Genomic DNA, 16,970 nt, shown 5'->3' with positions numbered 1-16,970 from the left:
AAAACAACATAGCCCGCTTTGTTTCCCCTTGATAACATGGATTTATGTCAAGGGGATTTTTATGTTGAACGCCCCGGCACTACATGAAAGCAGCCCAGATCAACAAGAATAAAACCATAAGGAGGATTCTCATGGCGAATATGCTTGAAGTCAAACATATAAATAAAACTTATAAAGGACAAGTATCCTATCAAGCCTTAAAGCAAATTTCATTTTCAATAGAAGAAGGCGAGTTTACGGCGGTGATGGGGCCGTCCGGGTCCGGAAAAACAACGCTTTTGAATATCATTTCAACGATCGACCGTCCGGATTCAGGCGATATCCTGATTCACGGAGAAAACCCGCATCGCCTGAAGCGGACAAAGCTCGCTCATTTCCGCCGCAAGCAGCTCGGATTTGTGTTTCAGGATTTCAACCTTCTGGACACGCTGACAATCGGTGAAAATATCATGCTGCCGTTAACGCTTGAAAAAGAAGCACCATCTGTAATGGAAGAAAAACTGCAAGGCATCGCGGCAAAGCTCGGTATCGAAGACCTGCTCAACAAACGGACGTTTGAAGTGTCCGGAGGCCAGCGCCAGCGGGCCGCCATCGCAAGAGCGGTCATTCATAAGCCGTCACTCATCCTGGCCGATGAACCGACGGGAAACCTTGATTCCAAAGCGTCAAAAGACGTCATGGAAACGATGCAGAGCCTGAATCAGGATGATCATGTCACGGCTTTGATGGTGACCCACGATCCTGTTGCGGCAAGCTACTGCCGCCGCGTCATCTTTATAAAAGACGGTGAACTGTTTAATGAGATTTACCGCGGGGAAAACCGCCAAGTATTTTATGAACAAATTCTCGATGTGCTGTCTATGCTGGGGGGAAACGCAAATGACCTTTCTTCAGTTCGCTTATAAAAACGTCACGAGAAACAAAAGGGCTTATCTTGCATTCTTTTTAAGCAGTGCCTTTTCCGTTTTGATCTTCTTTACCTTTGCGATGTTCCTGTTTCATCCGGCATTAAAGGAAGGCTATCTAAATAACATCGCCAAAAAAGGCCTAACCGCCGCGGAATGGATGATCTTTGTTTTTTCTTTCTTATTTGTTCTGTATTCGGTTAATGCATTTTTGAAATCAACAAATAAAGAATTCGGCATCCTGCTCATGCAGGGCATCACGCCGGGGCAGCTGAGAAAGCTCATTACTGCGGAAAACATGATCATCGGCGTCATGTCAATTGCAGCCGGCATAATCGGAGGATTCATTTTTTCAAAGACGTTCTTTACGGTCGGCGCTTATATTTTAGAAATGGACGCGCTGCCTTTGTATATGCCTTGGAAAGCGCTCGGTATTACGGCCGGCGGATTTCTGCTCTTATTTTTCTTTTTATCGCAGTTTACGATCCTTTTTGTCAGATCAAATACGGTTATCAAATTAATAAAGGGCACTGACAAGATTAAGCCGGAGCCTAAGCCGTCCGTGCTTCTGTCCTTATTCGGCATCGCCTGTCTTTGCGGCGGGTACGGCATGGTTCTTAAAGGCAATGTCCACGGGGCCGAACCGTTTATCATTTTACTGCTCACCGTCATCGGAACATATTTCTTTTTCAGCCAAAGCAGCATATGGATTCTGCGCGCGCTGAAGAAGTGGAAAACCTTTTATCTGCGCGGGAAAAATGTCATTTGGGTTTCTGACCTTGTCTATCGTTTAAAAGACAACGCCCGCCTGTTCTTTATTGTCAGCATTATTTCCGCGGTTGCGTTTACGGCTACGGGTGTGCTCGCGATGTACAAATCGACCGTCGGGGCGGAAGAGTCCGCTTATGAGATGGAGTATATATCTTACAGCGGCAATCCAAAAGAAGAGACTCATTTGAAAAAAATTGACCATGAACTGAAAACACACGGTTTTACGTATAAGAAAGACGAAATAAATGTTTCTTATGTTCGCTATCAGGAAGGAGAAACTGTTCCCCCTGTTTACATGATCAGCGAATCGGATGTATCAAAATACTTCCATGTCAAGCTGAACGGCCTGAAAAATGATGAGGCTATCTTTTTCCCGGGCACGTATGACCGAAATTTCAAAAACGAAGCGCCGGATCAGCTGAAGCTGCTGAACCAAAAAGGCAAGCTGTCCGGACAAAAACTGTCAGTAATTGAAGTTAAAAAACCGCTGATCTCATTGAACGCCATCATCGCGGTGAACGATAAAACCTTTGATCAGCTCAAATCACTCGGTGATAAAGCGTCATTATACGGCTACAGCTATGATCATTGGAAAGACAGTCTTGGGATCAGCCAATCCTTGAAAAATGAGATTTACGGCAACTATATTGATGTGCATTCTGATTTTATGGCAAAAGCCGGCACCTACTATGATACGGTGCAGCTGCCGAGCTTGAGTTTATTCATCGGCCTGTTTATCGCGATCGTCTTCTTTGTCGCGGCAGCAAGTTTCTTATATTTCAGGCTGTTCACCGATTTAGAAGAAGATCGGGAGCGCTACCGTTCGCTGGCCAAAATCGGTTTGAGTGAGCGTGAGATGTCACAAAGCGTGACGATACAATTGGCGATTCTCTTTTTCTTTCCATTTGTCATTGCTGTTATGCATACGCTGTTTGCCTTGAGAACATTGGCCGTGGATGGCTATTCCGATGTAGCGGGACCGCTCAGTCTCACCATCGGAGGGTTTTTCCTTTTTCAGCTTCTATTCTTCCTCGCGGTGCGGTCAAGCTATTTGAAAAAAATGAACAAGTAAGGGGAGGGTAAAGATGAAAAAAGCATTGGCAATCCTGGTCGTTTTGGCGGCTGCTGCCGTAATATGCGGGCTTCTCTTTTTTCATAACGATGTTACAGACAGATTTAATCCGTTTATTCACCAGCAAGATGTCTATGTGCAGATTGATCGAGATGGTAAACATCTTAGCCCAGGCGGTACTGAGTATACATTAGACGGATATCACGCATCCGGAAAAAAAGAAGAAGTGACCTTTTTCGCCGGTAAAGACCTTCGGAAGAACGCATATTTGAAGGTGAAGGCAAAAGGAAAGTATGTCGAGACTTGGGAAGAAGTCAGGTTTGAAGATATGCCGCACTCCGTACAGTCAGCATTAAAGTGAATCATAAAAAATGGCACAGTGTCATAACTGTGCCATTTTCTTTATTTTTTATTTTCTTCGGCCCGTTTGATCAGCATGTCGGTGATGATATCCACCTGTTTGCTGACGGAAATCGGATCGTACGGATAGAAGGTGTCGAAATCATTCATAAACACACGGTTATGTTTCACAGCGTCTAGGTTTTTCCAAATGGAGGATTCCTTCAGCTTGTCGAGTGTTTTGCTTTCGCCTTTCGGATTGTAGTCCGTAATGAACATATAATCTGCGGCATACTCAGGAATCACTTCTTGAGAGAGCTGTTTCATCTCGCCTTTTTTGATGACATCTTGTTCAATCTTTTCAGGCGCTTTTAACCCAAGCGCGTTGTATACAGCTTGGCCGCCGCGACCGCCATTGTCATTGAAGACCCAGAATTCGCCCTTGTCCGTGTTTTCATAAATGCCGAAGGTCGCATCTTTGTCGATGACGCCGGCTATTTTCTTTTTGGCTGCTTCCGCTTTTTTGTTAAAGTCAGCCATAAATGCTTTTGCTTTATCCTTGGCGCCCGCAATATCTCCGAACATTGCTACGGTATCTTCGACGTTTTTCGCGGTGTTATAAGGAACGACAACGGTTGGAGCGATTTTCTTTAATTTATCGACATTCTCTTCATTCATGACAACAATTAAGTCAGGCTGAAGCTCCATTACTTTCTCAACGCTGATCGGATCACCGACATCCTTTACATCTTTCAGCTTTGATTTTAAAAATGGATTATCAAATGACCATGAGCCCGAGCCGACCACATTTGCCCCGACAGACAGCAATTCCCCAGCATAAAAATCAGTGACGATGCGTTTCGGATGTTCAGGAATTTGGACGTTGCCTTTTGTTGATTTGTATGTTCTCATTTCTGTCTTTTCGGAAGCTGAATCACCTGAGCTTCCTTTCGAAGCCGTGCCGCTGCAAGCACTGACAAACATGAGAAGCAGCACCAGCATGCCCGCGAGCAATGTGTTCTTTTTCATCAAGAACCCTCCAATATGTATTTTGATTCATTAGTAATGATTATCATTATCAATTAATAATATAGCAAGAAACCTGTTCTCCGTCTATCACTATTTTTAAGGGCGAAAAGTTTTTCCTGTTTATGGGTGACGAGGTATGATTAATCGATTATTATAGGTAAATAGGAGGAGGAAAATATGGAAATCACAAAAAGAGGTGCCGCATGGGAATGGCTGCATAGCTGGTGGATGCTGTTTATTTTCATGCCTTTTGCCATTACCAGTTTTTTTGCCTTTTTATTTATTGGCATTAAAGTTAGAAATAAAAAGTGGATCATGTACGGAATCATTTATTTTTTCGTATTTGCGTTTGCTTTCGTGCTGCCTGATCCGCCCGGATTGCTTATTGTGCTCCCGTTGTGGGCTGTGACGATTATTCACGGTTTTAAAGTGCGTCCGCTGTATCTGATTCAGCTGGATGTCTACAAAGACAATGTGGAGGCACGGGCCTTTGCTGAGGCAAGAAGTGAAGCCGAGAGCAGATTTCATGCGCCGAAACAGTCTATTCAAGATATACATATTCGCAAAGAACGGTAAGAAAAAAGCTCAACACTAAACATTGTGTTGAGCTTTTTATATGCTACTGCTGATAGGACTGCTGCTGGAATGGCGTTTGTTGACCGAATGGAAGTGTAGACACATTCGTATTCATCATGCTGGATTGCCCAGTAAGTTCCTGCTGCATTTGGTTGCACATGTTGACAACCTGCTGACATTTTTGAATGGCTGTGTCATGTCCGTGCAGCGCTTGCTGAATGGTATGTGCAGCTTGTTGTTCGTGGTTTAGAATCTGTTGCAGCATTTGGATGTTTTGCTGCTCCTGATGAAGCATTTGACGATATTGGTTGCTGCTTTGCTGTGTTTGCTGAATAAGCTGCTGAGCTGTCTGGCGGCACTGGTTCAGCTGCTGCAGGCTGTGTTGCGTATTGTGCATAAATGACCCCTCCGTATGTTCAATTGACATTTGTCGGTATTATCATGCGACCCGAACCAAAAGAAATTCTGCAAAAGGGGAACTACAATTATTTTCCTTCCCCCCTCTATCTTTGAATGAAATCGGCAAAGATTGTATACTTGTAAAAACCCTTTTTATGTAAATGTCCCGCTCTGCACATAAGAATAGCGGAAAACGAAACTCCGAAATCTGGAGAATCGTATTCCGCTTTTTTCTTTTCTTGCTTCAGAAACCGCCTTCGCCCGCAGTAAATGGGATATTTAATCTGTTTTCTACCGCGCGGAGGCGCTGATTGAGCCGGTTTAAGCGGCGTGTATGGCGTTCAACAGTCTGGCTTAGCTGATTGACCTGATCGGCCATTCTTGCAATTTCCCGGTTTTGACGGCGATCCTCATTCGACAGACGGGTTAATTCTCTTGTCTGCTGTTCGTTTTGCCGTTCAAGAGCAGCGATTCTTCTTTCCAATGCCGGCTGTCTGTCCGTCTGGTATGGCTGGTATACATCCTGCTGCGGATATGGATTGTATTCATATTGGCTATAGTAGGGTTCCTGCTGAGGGAGCTGCGGGCTGTAATATTGATAAGGGTTCATGTAATCAATCTCCTTAAAAAGTAATGTGGGTGAATTCCTTATAATCTATGTAGTCATTGGCACAGTGCCACGGCATTCGCCTAAAAAAGTAAGAAAGGACGGTGATGACGCTGAGCAGAAAAGGACCTGTTATTGTGTTCCTGTCTGCTGTATGTCTCATCATTTCGGGCTGTCAGCAGCCAAAAGACGAGACGCCGTTTTATTACGGAACTTGGGATGAGGGCATTATCCCCGGTCCCATGGATGGCGTGAAATCAGCAACGGTCACATTTACCAAAGACAAGGTGCTGGAGACGGAGGTGATTGAAGGGAGAGGAGAGGTGCAGCTGCCCTTTATGGAATACAAGGTAATATCTCAAAGCGCTGACGGTTCCATTGAGATCCAGTACCTTGGCTCCTATTATCCGCTCAAAAGCAAACTGAAAAGAGGGAAAGACGGGACGTTGATATGGGAGCAAAATGGTCAGGAAAAAACGATGACAAGAATCGAGTCAAAGGCCCGCAAGGAGGAGAAACATGAGAAATAAAAAAGCGGAAAGACTGGTGTTAACAGGCCTTATTTTACATATTATTCAGTGGTTGTTGGTATTATGGGCTTTTCTCAAAATCAAACATTTATTTAGTGACTATACGATCTACAATCCGAATGTCATAAACGGAACGATGCAGTCGTTATCGTTTATGCAAATGCTGCGTTCTATGATGTACTCGGGCGCCATGGTGAATTATGTTCTGTTTTTTGTGATTGCATTGCTTATCTATTGTTTAGTGCTTCATGCGGTCATGATTGTTCTGGAAATGGCTGCTTATGTGATGATCAGACGGAATCCTTCATCTTCATGGGCATATTTTTTGACGGCGGCGGGTGTGAAGCTTGCAATCTTAAATATCACGGGTATTCCATTTTTAGCTGCCGGCTTCCTGCTGATGAAACAGAAACAAGCAGAAACCGGCGAAAAGGGAGCAGAACCAAAGCGAAAGCCGCGCACGCGGATCCGGAGACAAGGCAGACGTCTAAACAGAAACAGGAGAAAATCATCGCTTTCAGTTGAATATCAAAAAGAAAAAACGATATGATGGGACTATAGCCTGAAAACGACACGAAGGAGATGCAGGATGTACAAATTAATAGCAATTGATATGGACGGAACACTTTTAAATGATCATCATGAAGTGACGGCGGAGGTCCGCGACGCGCTGCATGCCGCAAAAGCGGAAGGGGTAAAAATTGTTCTTTGCACCGGCCGGCCTATCGGAGGTGTTCGGAGATACTTAGATGAACTCAATTTAATTGAGGAAGGCGACTACGTCATTGCCTATAATGGGGCGCTTGTTCAAAATACGCATACAAAAGAAGTGGTGACGGAATTGTCTCTAGGATATGATGATTTGGCATCATTATATGATCTGAGCTTAGAGCTGAAGACACCGATGCACTTCTTCGACTCAGCCAACCTGTATACGCCTAACCGTGATATCAGCGAATTTACCGTATATGAGTCGTACGTGACACAGGTGCCGCTTCATTACCGCAAGATTGAGGAAATGCCTAAAGACATTCTCATTCCGAAAGTGATGTTTATTGATCAACCAGAGCACTTAAGCCGCGTCATTACATCGATACCGAAAAATGTGAGAGAAAAGTATACGATGGTCAGAAGCGCTCCTTTCTTTTACGAAATTCTGCATCCGGAAGCAAGCAAAGGAAACGCTGTGCGTCAGCTGGCGAATCTGCTCGGAATCAAGCAGGCTGAAGTCATGAGCATAGGCGACAACGGCAACGATCTGACAATGATCGAATGGGCCGGCTGCGGCGTTGCCATGGCAAACGCCATTCCGGAAGTGCTTGAGGCCGCAAACTTTCAAACGCGCTCCAATAATGAACATGGCGTTGCGCATGCGATTCACGAGCTTGTTTTGGCTAAATAAAAAATCCAGCCTTTTAAAGGCTGGATTTTTTCGTTTTATTGATATAATGTCAATTCTTTGACGAATCGATTTGACTTTCGTTATGCTGATAAAACCAATTCGTTCACAATATGTATGATATTAATCTGAATTGAAAAGGGGACTGATCAGATGTGCACAAGTCTTACATTGGAAACTGCTGACTGTAAACATGTATTAGCGAGAACAATGGATTTTGCATTTCAGCTGGGGACAGAGGTTATTCTCTATCCGCGCCGTTACAGTTGGAGTAGTGAAGCTGACGGAAAGGCCCATCAGACACAGTACGCGTTTATCGGTATGGGGAGAAAACTTGGTAATATTTTATTTGCAGACGGCGTTAATGAAAACGGTTTATCGTGTGCTGCATTGTATTTTCCGGGCTATGCGGAGTACGAAAAAACGATACGGGAAGACACCGTACACATTGCCCCGCATGAGTTTGTGACATGGGCGCTGTCAGTCTGTAAGTCTTTGGATGACGTGAAAGAAAAGATTCGATCTTTAACGATTGTAGAGAAAAAATTAGATCTATTGGATACGGTTTTACCGCTTCACTGGATATTGTCAGACCGGACGGGACGCAGCCTGACGATAGAACCGAGAGCAGATGGCCTCAAAGTCTATGACAATCAGCCTGGTGTCATGACGAACAGCCCCGACTTTATATGGCATGTAACCAATCTGCAGCAATATACAGGAATCAGACCGAAGCAATTAGAGAGCAAAGAGCTGGGCGGATTAGCCCTTTCCGCTTTTGGCCAAGGCTTAGGAACTGTAGGCCTGCCGGGGGATTATACACCGCCTTCCCGGTTTGTCAGAGCTGTTTATTTGAAAGAACACCTAGAGCCGGCAGCCGATGAAACGAAAGGTGTAACAGCCGCTCTTCAAATTTTGGCAAATATGACCATACCCAAGGGCGCAGTGATAACGGAAAAAGACGAAATTCATTATACGCAATATACTTCCGTGATGTGTAACGACACGGGAAACTACTATTTCCACCACTATGACAATCGGCAAATCCAAAAAGTAAATTTATTTCATGAAGACCTTGACTGTTTGGAGCCTAAAGTGTTTTCCGCTAAAGCAGAAGAAAGTATTCACGAGCTTAATTAATTCACATCAATCAGCTGATTCCGGTTTGAATCCGGAGTCAGCTGTTTTTTTATACGATCGTTACGGCGTCTGAGTGGATAGGCAGTTTGCTAAAAGCGAAAGAAAAGGCAAGGAAATGGCGAAATCGTATATCCATTTTTTGAATAAAAACTTAGTCTTTGCTTCATCAGACTCAGTTTTCTTGCCGATATAGAGGTTATTGCACTAGTTGAATGAACCAATGCCGTTCCCTTATGGTCACGCAAGGGTCTTTTCAGCTTAAATAGAAAAAATTAATCTCAACTCATTGACAAACTCGCCATACAAATGTACATTTTGATTTATTCATATTAAACGACTAGGAATATAGGAGTTTATTTTTCGGACTTTTCAGCCTAAAACATTATAAAAGGAGTAACGTCATGACAAGCAAAAAGAAGCAAATCAAATTAGGAGTTTTTCTTGCGGGGACCGGACATCATGTTGCGTCTTGGCGGCATCCGGACGCGCCTGCGGATGCGAGTATGAACTTGGATTATTTTAAAGAGCTGGCGAGAACAGCGGAGCGGGGCAAGCTGGATATGCTGTTTTTAGCAGACAGCCTGTCAATCGACAGCAAATCGCATCCGAATGTGCTTACAAGGTTTGAGCCATTTACTTTGCTTTCAGCTCTGGCGCAGGTGACTTCAAGAATTGGCCTGACAGCGACAGCTTCTACTACTTATAGCGAGCCGTTTCATATTGCCAGACAATTCGCCTCACTGGATCACCTGTCCAACGGCCGTGCCGGATGGAATGTCGTGACCTCATCCATTGAGTCAACAGCGCAGAATTTCAGCGGGGAAAAGCATCTCGAACACCACTTGCGCTATCAGCGGGCAGAAGAATTTGTCGAGGCCGTAAAAGGGCTTTGGGATTCATGGGAAGAGGACGCCTTTATCCGCAATAAAGAAACAGGTGAATTCTTCGATAAAGAAAAAATGCACGAGCTCAACCACAAAGGAAATTATTTCTCAGTCCGCGGGCCTCTGAACGTTTCAAGAACGCCGCAGGGCCAGCCGGTCATTATTCAGGCGGGCTCATCAGGGGATGGGAAAGCGCTGGCTGCCAAAACGGCTGAAGTGATTTTCACGGCGCAAAACCATTTGGAATCGGCACAGGAATTTTATCAATCAATTAAAAAGCAGGCAGCCGAGTTTGGCCGCGATCCTGAGAAAATCGCGATCATGCCGGGCATTTTTCCGGTCATCGCAGACACTGAAGAAGAGGCGCAGGCTAAATATCAAGAGCTTCAAGATTTAATCATTCCATCTGTCGGTCTGCAAATCCTTCAGAATTATTTAGGCGGAATTGATTTGTCTGCATATCCGCTTGACGGGCCGCTGCCAAAGCTTGACGCGAATGCATCCAATGCGGTGAAGAGCCGATTTAAGCTTGTTCAAGAAATGGCTGAACGAGACAATATGACAATACGAGAGCTTTACAAATACGTTGCAGGCTCCAGAGGCCATCACATTTTTGTCGGAACGCCGGAACAGCTTGCCGACAAGATGCAGGAATGGGTCGATCATAAAGCTTGTGACGGATTTAATATCATGCCTCCGCTTCTTCCAGAAGGAATTGAACTGTTCGTTGACAAAGTGGTTCCGATTTTACAGGAGCGCGGCGTGTTCAGAAAAGAATATGAAGGCACAACATTGAGAGAGCATTTTGGTTTAGAAAAACCGGTAAACCGTTATGCGAAGTAAGGAGGAACGCTCGATGAAGACGCAATATCGCCTCGCAGCTGAACGTGATGCCGAACAGCTTCTCGAGCTGACATGGCGCGCCTATGAACCGATTCGAAAGCTCGGCATTCGTTTTGCCGCGGCCCACGCGGATCTGGATCTGGTCTTAAACAATATCCGAAAAAACGCCTGTTACGTCATGGAAGAAGACGGGCGGATCATCGCGACCATCTCCTTGCGAATGCCTTGGGGACAGCAGCCTGGACCATATGGCGTTCCTCATATCTGGTGGTTCGCTGTTGATCCTGAAACCGGGCAAAAGGGAGTCGGGACAAAGCTGCTTCAATGGCTTGAGCAGACCATCCTGCGCGATACGTTAAAGGTTCCGTTTGTATCGCTAGGAACAGCGGATAAGCACCCGTGGCTGATCGAGATGTATGAAAGAAAAGGATATGTCCGAGCAGGCGAGAAGGATCTGGGCAAAGGACATATGACAGTCTATATGAAAAAACAACTGCGACATGACCTATAAAAGATAAAAGGCGGGAAAATCAAATGAAAATGAAAAAATGGACTGTGCTGTTAGTTGCTGCGTTATTAGCCGTGCTATCAGCTTGCGGCAATGGAAACAGCAGCAGTAAAGAGGATGACAACGTACTTCATGTGGGTGCGACCGGACAGAGCTACCCGTTCGCTTATAAAGAAGACGGAAAGCTGACAGGTTTTGATGTAGAAGTAATGGAAGCTGTTGCAAAGAAAATCGGCATGAAACTGGACTGGAAGCTGCTCGAATTCAGCGGTCTGATGGGAGAGCTTCAAACAGGCAAGCTTGACACCATTTCCAATCAGGTAGCGGTGACAGATGAACGCAAGGAAATGTACAACTTCACAGAACCGTACTCTTATGCAGGAACACAGATTGTCGTCAAAAAAGACAACAACGACATCAAATCAGCAGACGATTTAAAAGGAAAGACAGTAGCTGCTGTTTTAGGTTCAAATCACGCGAAAAATCTTGAAAGCAAAGATCCTGACAAAAAAATCAATATCAAAACATACGAAACACAAGAAGGCACCCTGAAGGATGTCGCATACGGACGTGTGGACGCTTACGTAAACAGCCGAAGTGTGCTGATCGCGCAAATTAAGAAAACAGGCTTGCCGTTGAAGCTAGCCGGAGATCCGATTGTGTACGAACAAGTCGCATTCCCATTTGCCAAGGATGACGCGCACGACAAGACCCGTAAAAAAGTCAATAAAGCGCTCGATGAACTGCGCAAAGACGGAACGCTTAAAAAGCTTTCAGAAAAATATTTTAACGAAGATATCACAGCAGAACAGAAGCATTAAGAAACGGCGGTGAACCACCAGAATGAATACGATTGATTGGGAATTCATGATCTCAGCATTCCCGACTTTAATTCAGGCCCTTCCGATTACATTGTTTATGGCTGTAGCAGCTATGATTTTTGCGATTATCGGAGGACTTATTCTCGCACTCATTACAAAAAACAAAATTCCAGTGCTTCATCAGCTGTCAAAGCTGTATATCTCATTTTTCCGGGGCGTGCCGACACTTGTGCAGCTGTTCTTAATTTATTACGGGCTGCCGCAGCTGTTTCCGGAGATGAGCAAGATGACAGCTCTCACAGCTGCCATTATCGGTTTAAGTTTAAAAAACGCCGCCTATTTGGCAGAAATCTTCCGCGCCGCCCTTAACTCTGTTGATGAAGGGCAGCTGGAGGCGTGCCTGTCTGTCGGTATGACGAAACTTCAGGCTTACAGACGAATTATCCTTCCGCAAGCAGTCAGAAATGCGATACCGGCAACGGGTAATACATTTATCGGCCTCCTAAAAGAAACCTCATTGGCATTTACTTTGGGTGTCATGGAGATGTTTGCGCAAGGCAAGATGTATGCATCAGGAAATCTGAAGTATTTTGAAACCTATTTGGCGGTTGCGATTGTCTACTGGGTTCTTACAATCATTTACAGCATCCTGCAGGACTTGTTTGAACGCGCCATGAGCAAGCCATACCGGACTTAGAGGTGAAATCAGTTGATAAAAGTAAAAAATATTCGCAAAGCGTTTAAAGATCTGGTCGTGCTGGACGGAATCGACCTTGAAGTAAAACGCGGAGAAGTGGTGGCGATCATCGGTCCGTCCGGTTCCGGAAAATCAACGCTTCTTCGGTGCTTGAATCTATTGGAGCGCCCTAATCAAGGCATCATTGAAATTGGAGAAGCCAAACTGAACGCGGAAAAGTTTACACGCAAGGAAGCGTACCAGCTCCGTCAGCAAACGGCCATGGTCTTCCAAAATTACAATCTGTTTAAAAATAAAACCGCCCTGCAAAACATTACTGAGGCTTTAATCACGGCTCAAAGAAAATCACGAGATGAAGCGAACCGTATTGGGATGGAGATTCTGAGGCAGGTTGGTTTAGAGCATAAAGCTGACAGCTACCCGATCACAATGTCCGGCGGCCAGCAGCAGCGAATCGGCATCGCGCGGGCACTTGCGGTTAATCCGCATGCGATTTTGCTGGATGAACCGACTTCGGCGCTTGACCCGGAGCTCGTGGCGGGTGTGCTTCAGGTCATCAAATCGATTGCGGAAAAACAAACAACAATGATCATCGTCACCCACGAAATGGCATTTGCAAGAGAGGTTGCCGATAAAGTGATTTTTATGGCAGACGGCCATATTATCGAGCAGGGAACGCCTGAGGAACTGTTTGACCATCCGAAAAACGAACGGACGAAACGATTTATCAAGCAGGTGGGAGAGCCTGCAGAGCTTATATAGAAGGGAAGAAGAAGAATGGCCGAAGAAACGTTTCATACACGTTTAATCAATATGCGGCGTGACCTTCATGCACACCCTGAACTTTCATTTGAAGAGTTTGAAACGACAAAAAAAATCCGCCGCTGGCTCGAGGAAGAACATATAGAGATTCTTGATGTTCCTCAATTAGAAACAGGTGTAATTGCGGAAATCAAAGGGGAGTCAGACGGACCTGTGATCGCGATACGAGCGGACATTGATGCGCTCCCGATCCAAGAACAAACGAACCTGCCGTTTGCCTCTAAGATTGACGGCGCGATGCATGCGTGCGGGCATGACTTTCATACAGCTTCCATTATCGGCACAGCCATTTTGCTGAATAAAAGAAGAGACGAGCTGAAAGGCACGGTCCGCTTGATCTTTCAGCCAGCGGAAGAAATCGCCGCAGGAGCAAGGAAAGTCATAGAAGCAGGCGTGCTGGACGATGTTTCCGCCATTTTTGGCATGCACAATAAGCCTGATTTGCCTGTCGGCACCATTGGGATAAAGGAAGGTCCGCTCATGGCAAGCGTAGACCGGTTTGAGATTGTTGTGAAAGGAAAAGGCGGACACGCCGGCATTCCCAATAACAGCATTGATCCCATAGCAGCGGCAGGCCAAATGGTCAGCGGTCTGCAATCTGTGGTCAGCCGCAACATCAGCTCACTGCAAAACGCGGTCGTCAGTATCACAAGATTACAGGCAGGCAGTTCATGGAACGTGATTCCGGACCAGGCTGAAATGGAGGGCACCGTTCGCACCTTCCAAAAAGAAGCGAGAAAGGCCGTTCCGGAGCATATGAAACGAGTGGCTGAAGGAATCGCCGCGGGCTACGGGGCACAGGCCGAATTCCGGTGGTTTCCTTATTTGCCGTCCGTTCAGAATGACGGCACGTTTTTGAACGCGGCGTCAGAAGCTGCGGCCCGGCTTGGCTATCAAACGGTTCATGCGGAGCAATCTCCGGGCGGAGAAGACTTCGCTCTGTATCAAGAGAAGATCCCGGGATTTTTTGTGTGGATGGGAACGAACGGTACAGAGGAGTGGCATCACCCGGCGTTTACATTGGATGAAGACGCACTACAAGTTGCATCCAGCTACTTTGCTGAGCTGGCTGTTATTGTACTGGGGTCAATCAAATGATCCAAACAGAACTGACAGCAGGTCTTGCAGAGGCTGTGAGAACGTCACAGCCTGAGAACGCCACTGACGCGATGCGTGAAGCCAAAAAGGGATTGCTCGATTTTACAGCCGCATCATTTGCCGGAAGAGAAGAAAACGGCATTCAAAAGCTTTTGCATCTGATCGAAGAGGAAGGCGGCACGCCACTTGTCCCTATTATCGGACAAGGGAAAAAGGCAGCGCCATTACAATCTGCGCTGCTCAATGGATTTATCGCCCATGCTTTGGATTTCGATGATGTCCATTCCGATGTAAGGGGACATCCGAGTGCAGTTATTTTGCCGGCACTCATTGCTTCAGCTGCCGCTCGAGAAAGTGACGAGCGGCTTCTTGGCGCTTATATTGTCGGTGTGGAAGTAATGGCAAGGCTTGGGGAGTCGATTGGCAGCCCGCACTATGAAAAAGGCTGGCACAATACGGGAACGCTCGGAGCCATAGCCGCCGCCTGTGCTGTAGGGTACGCGGAGGAGCTCACTCAAGAAGAACTGGAAATAGCAATCGGTTTTGCCGCAACGCAGTCTGCCGGAATGAGGGTGCAATTCGGTACAGAAATGAAACCGCTGCACGCAGGGCTGGCAGCTCAATCAGGCTTGCTTGCTGTTAAACTGGCCCAATCTGATGTTGGAGGCTCTCGTACGGCACTGGATGGAGAAAAAGGTTTCTTCAGCCTATACGGTGATTTAGACAAGGCTCAAACCACGCTGTTAAGCCATTGGGGCAAACCATGGAGAATCGTGAAGCCAGGTTTATGGTTTAAAATCTATCCATTTTGTTCTGCGGCGCACCACGCGGCAGATGCCATTCGCGAGCTTATCTCTCAGGAAGCCATTTCTGCTGACAATACAGAACGGATTGAAGTCGTTTTTCCGCCTGGCGGAGATGCTGCATTAACGGCAAGATCACCAAAAACAGGAGAGGAAGGCCGCTTCAGCGTTGAATATGTCATTGCCCTTGCCCTGCACGGAAAGAAGCTGATTGCTGAACATTTCAACAGCGAGCCCATACCAAATCATATGCAGGCCGCAATGCGTCATATTCAGCGTGTGTATGACAATCGCATTCAGCCGGCCTCTCAAGCGGTTCCGAAAGGCCGTTTCACCATTGTTCGGGCGTTTTTATCAGATGGACGCATATGTGAAGCGCGGGTGGACTGCCCGAAGGGAGCTCCCGGAAACGGTCTGTCTGAAGAAGATGTAAAAGAAAAATTAAAATCAGCGCTGCCAAGTGATGTGCAAAAAGCATCGCATATCATAGAGGCCATTGAGCGCGCTGACATGAAAGGATTTTTATCGCGTTTAGATTAGAATCCGCCTCTCATCCCCTCCTTCAGATGATATGATAAAGCCAAATCATACGTTTGAAAAAGGAGAAAGGCCATGACGGTGAATGATGCGGTTGTATGTATTCTGGCAGTCTTTTTATTAGTGGGAGCAGCCGATTATTGCTTGGGAAACAGGTGGGGGCTTGGCGAGCGGTTTGCGGATGGCTTTAAGGCCATGGGGCCGCTTGCGCTGTCAATGGTCGGGATTGTGTCGCTGGCGCCAGTGCTTGCGGCCATACTGATTCCCGTCGTGTCTCCGGTCTATGCCGCCATTGGCGCAGACCCTTCCTCCTTTGCCAACACCATTTTGGCCATTGATATGGGAGGCTATGCGCTGGCAGAAGAAATGGCGAAAGATCCGGACGCCGGCTTGTTTTCATGGGTATTTCTGGGGACGATGATGGGGCCGGCGATCGTGTTCACCATTCCCGTCGCTCTTGGCATGATTGAAAAACAGGATCACCCGTATTTTGCAAAAGGCATTTTAATCGGACTGTGCACTGTGCCGATCGGATGCTTCGCAGGCGGGTTAGCTGCGGGATTTGAGATGGGATTGATCCTGAAAAACATTCTGATTCCAAGTCTTTTTTCTGCGGTTATCGCTTTTGGACTATGGCGCAGCACCGACAAGACAATCCGCGTATTTCACGTTTTCGGGAAGGCTGTCAGTATTGTTGCGATCATTGGGCTTGTTGCTGTCTCGATTGAAACAATGACAGGCTTTGTATTAATACCTGGCCTCGAAAAGATTGAAACAGGCATACAAACCGTAGGCACCATCGCGGTTGTATTGGCGGGCGCTTTTCCGCTGACAGCTTTTATTACAAAAGCTTTTGAGAAACCGCTCCATACATTAGGCAGGCTGTTACACTTAGATCAGGCAGCGACAGCGGGAATGGTTGCTTCTTTGGCACATCTTATCCCCATGCTCGCCTTATTAAAAGACATGACGCCGAGAGGAAAGGTTATCAATGTCGCGTTTGCGGTCAGCGCAGCCTTTGTGCTCGGCAGCCATCTCGGCTTTGTGACGGGAATGAAGAAGGAAATGGCGGCGGCCATGATCATCGGGAAATTAACTGGCGGCATCACAGCTGTCGCGGCAGCTGCTTGGACGACACCCGCCTATACGGCCAAAAAGCAAAGACACGATTCTCTTGAAGGATAGTCTGT

19 protein-coding genes and 1 pseudogene are annotated in these 16,970 nt (G+C 46.3%); 17 read left to right on the top strand and 3 right to left on the bottom strand.

Translation table 11 applies throughout. The features are described 5' to 3' along the window. The first annotated feature begins 131 nt into the window (after positions 1–131). Genes yxdL through UJ203_RS16705 form a run of 3 tightly spaced genes read left to right on the top strand, consistent with a single transcriptional unit; the run spans position 132 to position 3,109 of the window. Entirely contained in the window at positions 132–905 is a 774-nt protein-coding gene (gene yxdL / locus UJ203_RS16715) for an ABC transporter ATP-binding protein YxdL (protein ID WP_024123437.1), read from the top strand. After that, the gene (yxdM, locus tag UJ203_RS16710; protein ID WP_322012560.1) at positions 880–2,748 is read left to right on the top strand and encodes an ABC transporter permease YxdM; all 1,869 of its coding nucleotides are present in this window, start codon (positions 880–882) and stop codon (positions 2,746–2,748) included. Before yxdL ends, yxdM begins: the two co-directional genes overlap by 26 nt. Before the next feature lie 13 nt (positions 2,749–2,761). Next, positions 2,762–3,109: a YxeA family protein gene (locus tag UJ203_RS16705; RefSeq protein ID WP_227598475.1), complete on the top strand. Its 348-nt coding sequence runs from the start codon at positions 2,762–2,764 to the stop codon at positions 3,107–3,109. Positions 3,110–3,150: 41 nt separating this feature from the next. Here the strand turns inward: UJ203_RS16705 and UJ203_RS16700 are convergent, their stop codons facing one another. Beyond that, positions 3,151–4,116: an iron-hydroxamate ABC transporter substrate-binding protein gene (locus UJ203_RS16700; protein WP_322012558.1), complete on the bottom strand. Its 966-nt coding sequence runs from the start codon at positions 4,114–4,116 to the stop codon at positions 3,151–3,153. 177 nt (positions 4,117–4,293) lie between these two features. Here UJ203_RS16700 and UJ203_RS16695 point away from each other — a divergent pair, with 177 nt between their 5' ends. Next, the gene (locus UJ203_RS16695; protein WP_024123433.1) at positions 4,294–4,692 is read left to right on the top strand and encodes a hypothetical protein; all 399 of its coding nucleotides are present in this window, start codon (positions 4,294–4,296) and stop codon (positions 4,690–4,692) included. Between the two features lie 43 nt (positions 4,693–4,735). Here UJ203_RS16695 and UJ203_RS16690 read toward each other — a convergent pair whose 3' ends face one another. Together UJ203_RS16690 and cotNE are read right to left on the bottom strand one after the other, a co-directional pair. Next, positions 4,736–5,089: a hypothetical protein gene (locus UJ203_RS16690; RefSeq protein WP_105991057.1), complete on the bottom strand. Its 354-nt coding sequence runs from the start codon at positions 5,087–5,089 to the stop codon at positions 4,736–4,738. Positions 5,090–5,335: 246 nt separating this feature from the next. Continuing rightward, positions 5,336–5,701, bottom strand: coding sequence for an inner spore coat protein CotNE (gene cotNE, locus UJ203_RS16685; protein ID WP_095712641.1), 366 nt, complete (start codon positions 5,699–5,701; stop codon positions 5,336–5,338). 104 nt (positions 5,702–5,805) lie between these two features. Between cotNE and UJ203_RS16680 the strand changes: the two genes are divergently transcribed. The 13 genes and pseudogenes from UJ203_RS16680 (at position 5,806) to eutH (ending at position 16,965) form a co-directional block, all read left to right on the top strand. Next, a complete protein-coding gene (locus UJ203_RS16680) occupies positions 5,806–6,228 on the top strand; it encodes a DUF3255 family protein (RefSeq protein ID WP_044160075.1) in 423 nt (140 codons plus the stop codon). Further along, positions 6,218–6,778, top strand: a complete 561-nt coding sequence (locus UJ203_RS16675; RefSeq protein ID WP_105991056.1) for a hypothetical protein — start codon at positions 6,218–6,220, stop codon at positions 6,776–6,778. Before UJ203_RS16680 ends, UJ203_RS16675 begins: the two co-directional genes overlap by 11 nt. Before the next feature lie 39 nt (positions 6,779–6,817). Further along, positions 6,818–7,630, top strand: a complete 813-nt coding sequence (yidA, locus tag UJ203_RS16670) for a sugar-phosphatase (protein ID WP_322012555.1) — start codon at positions 6,818–6,820, stop codon at positions 7,628–7,630. Between the two features lie 150 nt (positions 7,631–7,780). Continuing rightward, positions 7,781–8,767, top strand: coding sequence for a penicillin V amidase (gene yxeI, locus UJ203_RS16665; protein WP_322012553.1), 987 nt, complete (start codon positions 7,781–7,783; stop codon positions 8,765–8,767). After that, positions 8,703–8,983 (top strand): annotated as a pseudogene (locus UJ203_RS16660) (hypothetical protein). Before yxeI ends, UJ203_RS16660 begins: the two are co-directional and overlap by 65 nt. 185 nt (positions 8,984–9,168) lie before the next feature. After that, on the top strand, positions 9,169–10,494 hold the full coding sequence (locus UJ203_RS16655; protein ID WP_322012551.1) for an LLM class flavin-dependent oxidoreductase: 1,326 nt from the start codon (positions 9,169–9,171) through the stop codon (positions 10,492–10,494). Positions 10,495–10,507: 13 nt separating this feature from the next. After that, positions 10,508–11,005 (top strand): GNAT family N-acetyltransferase, encoded by a 498-nt coding sequence (locus UJ203_RS16650; RefSeq protein ID WP_322012549.1) that lies wholly within the window; start codon positions 10,508–10,510, stop codon positions 11,003–11,005. 23 nt (positions 11,006–11,028) lie between these two features. Then, positions 11,029–11,823, top strand: coding sequence for an amino acid ABC transporter substrate-binding protein (locus UJ203_RS16645; RefSeq protein WP_095712644.1), 795 nt, complete (start codon positions 11,029–11,031; stop codon positions 11,821–11,823). 22 nt (positions 11,824–11,845) lie between these two features. Further along, positions 11,846–12,520 (top strand): amino acid ABC transporter permease, encoded by a 675-nt coding sequence (locus UJ203_RS16640; RefSeq protein ID WP_024123423.1) that lies wholly within the window; start codon positions 11,846–11,848, stop codon positions 12,518–12,520. Positions 12,521–12,532: 12 nt separating this feature from the next. After that, the gene (locus UJ203_RS16635) at positions 12,533–13,282 is read left to right on the top strand and encodes an amino acid ABC transporter ATP-binding protein (RefSeq protein WP_105954550.1); all 750 of its coding nucleotides are present in this window, start codon (positions 12,533–12,535) and stop codon (positions 13,280–13,282) included. Between the two features lie 15 nt (positions 13,283–13,297). Further along, the gene (locus tag UJ203_RS16630; protein WP_322012543.1) at positions 13,298–14,440 is read left to right on the top strand and encodes a M20 peptidase aminoacylase family protein; all 1,143 of its coding nucleotides are present in this window, start codon (positions 13,298–13,300) and stop codon (positions 14,438–14,440) included. Continuing rightward, entirely contained in the window at positions 14,437–15,783 is a 1,347-nt protein-coding gene (locus UJ203_RS16625; protein WP_322012541.1) for an MmgE/PrpD family protein, read from the top strand. Before UJ203_RS16630 ends, UJ203_RS16625 begins: the two co-directional genes overlap by 4 nt. A 72-nt stretch (positions 15,784–15,855) precedes the next feature. After that, positions 15,856–16,965, top strand: coding sequence for an ethanolamine utilization protein EutH (gene eutH, locus UJ203_RS16620; protein ID WP_322012539.1), 1,110 nt, complete (start codon positions 15,856–15,858; stop codon positions 16,963–16,965). Positions 16,966–16,970: the final 5 nt, after the last annotated feature.

The sequence above is a fragment of the Bacillus sp. V26 genome, assembly GCF_034296245.1.
Lineage (GTDB): Bacteria > Bacillota > Bacilli > Bacillales > Bacillaceae > Bacillus > Bacillus halotolerans.
Note: the sequence above shows the minus strand (reverse complement) of the source record. Positions and strands in the feature narration are given on the sequence as shown.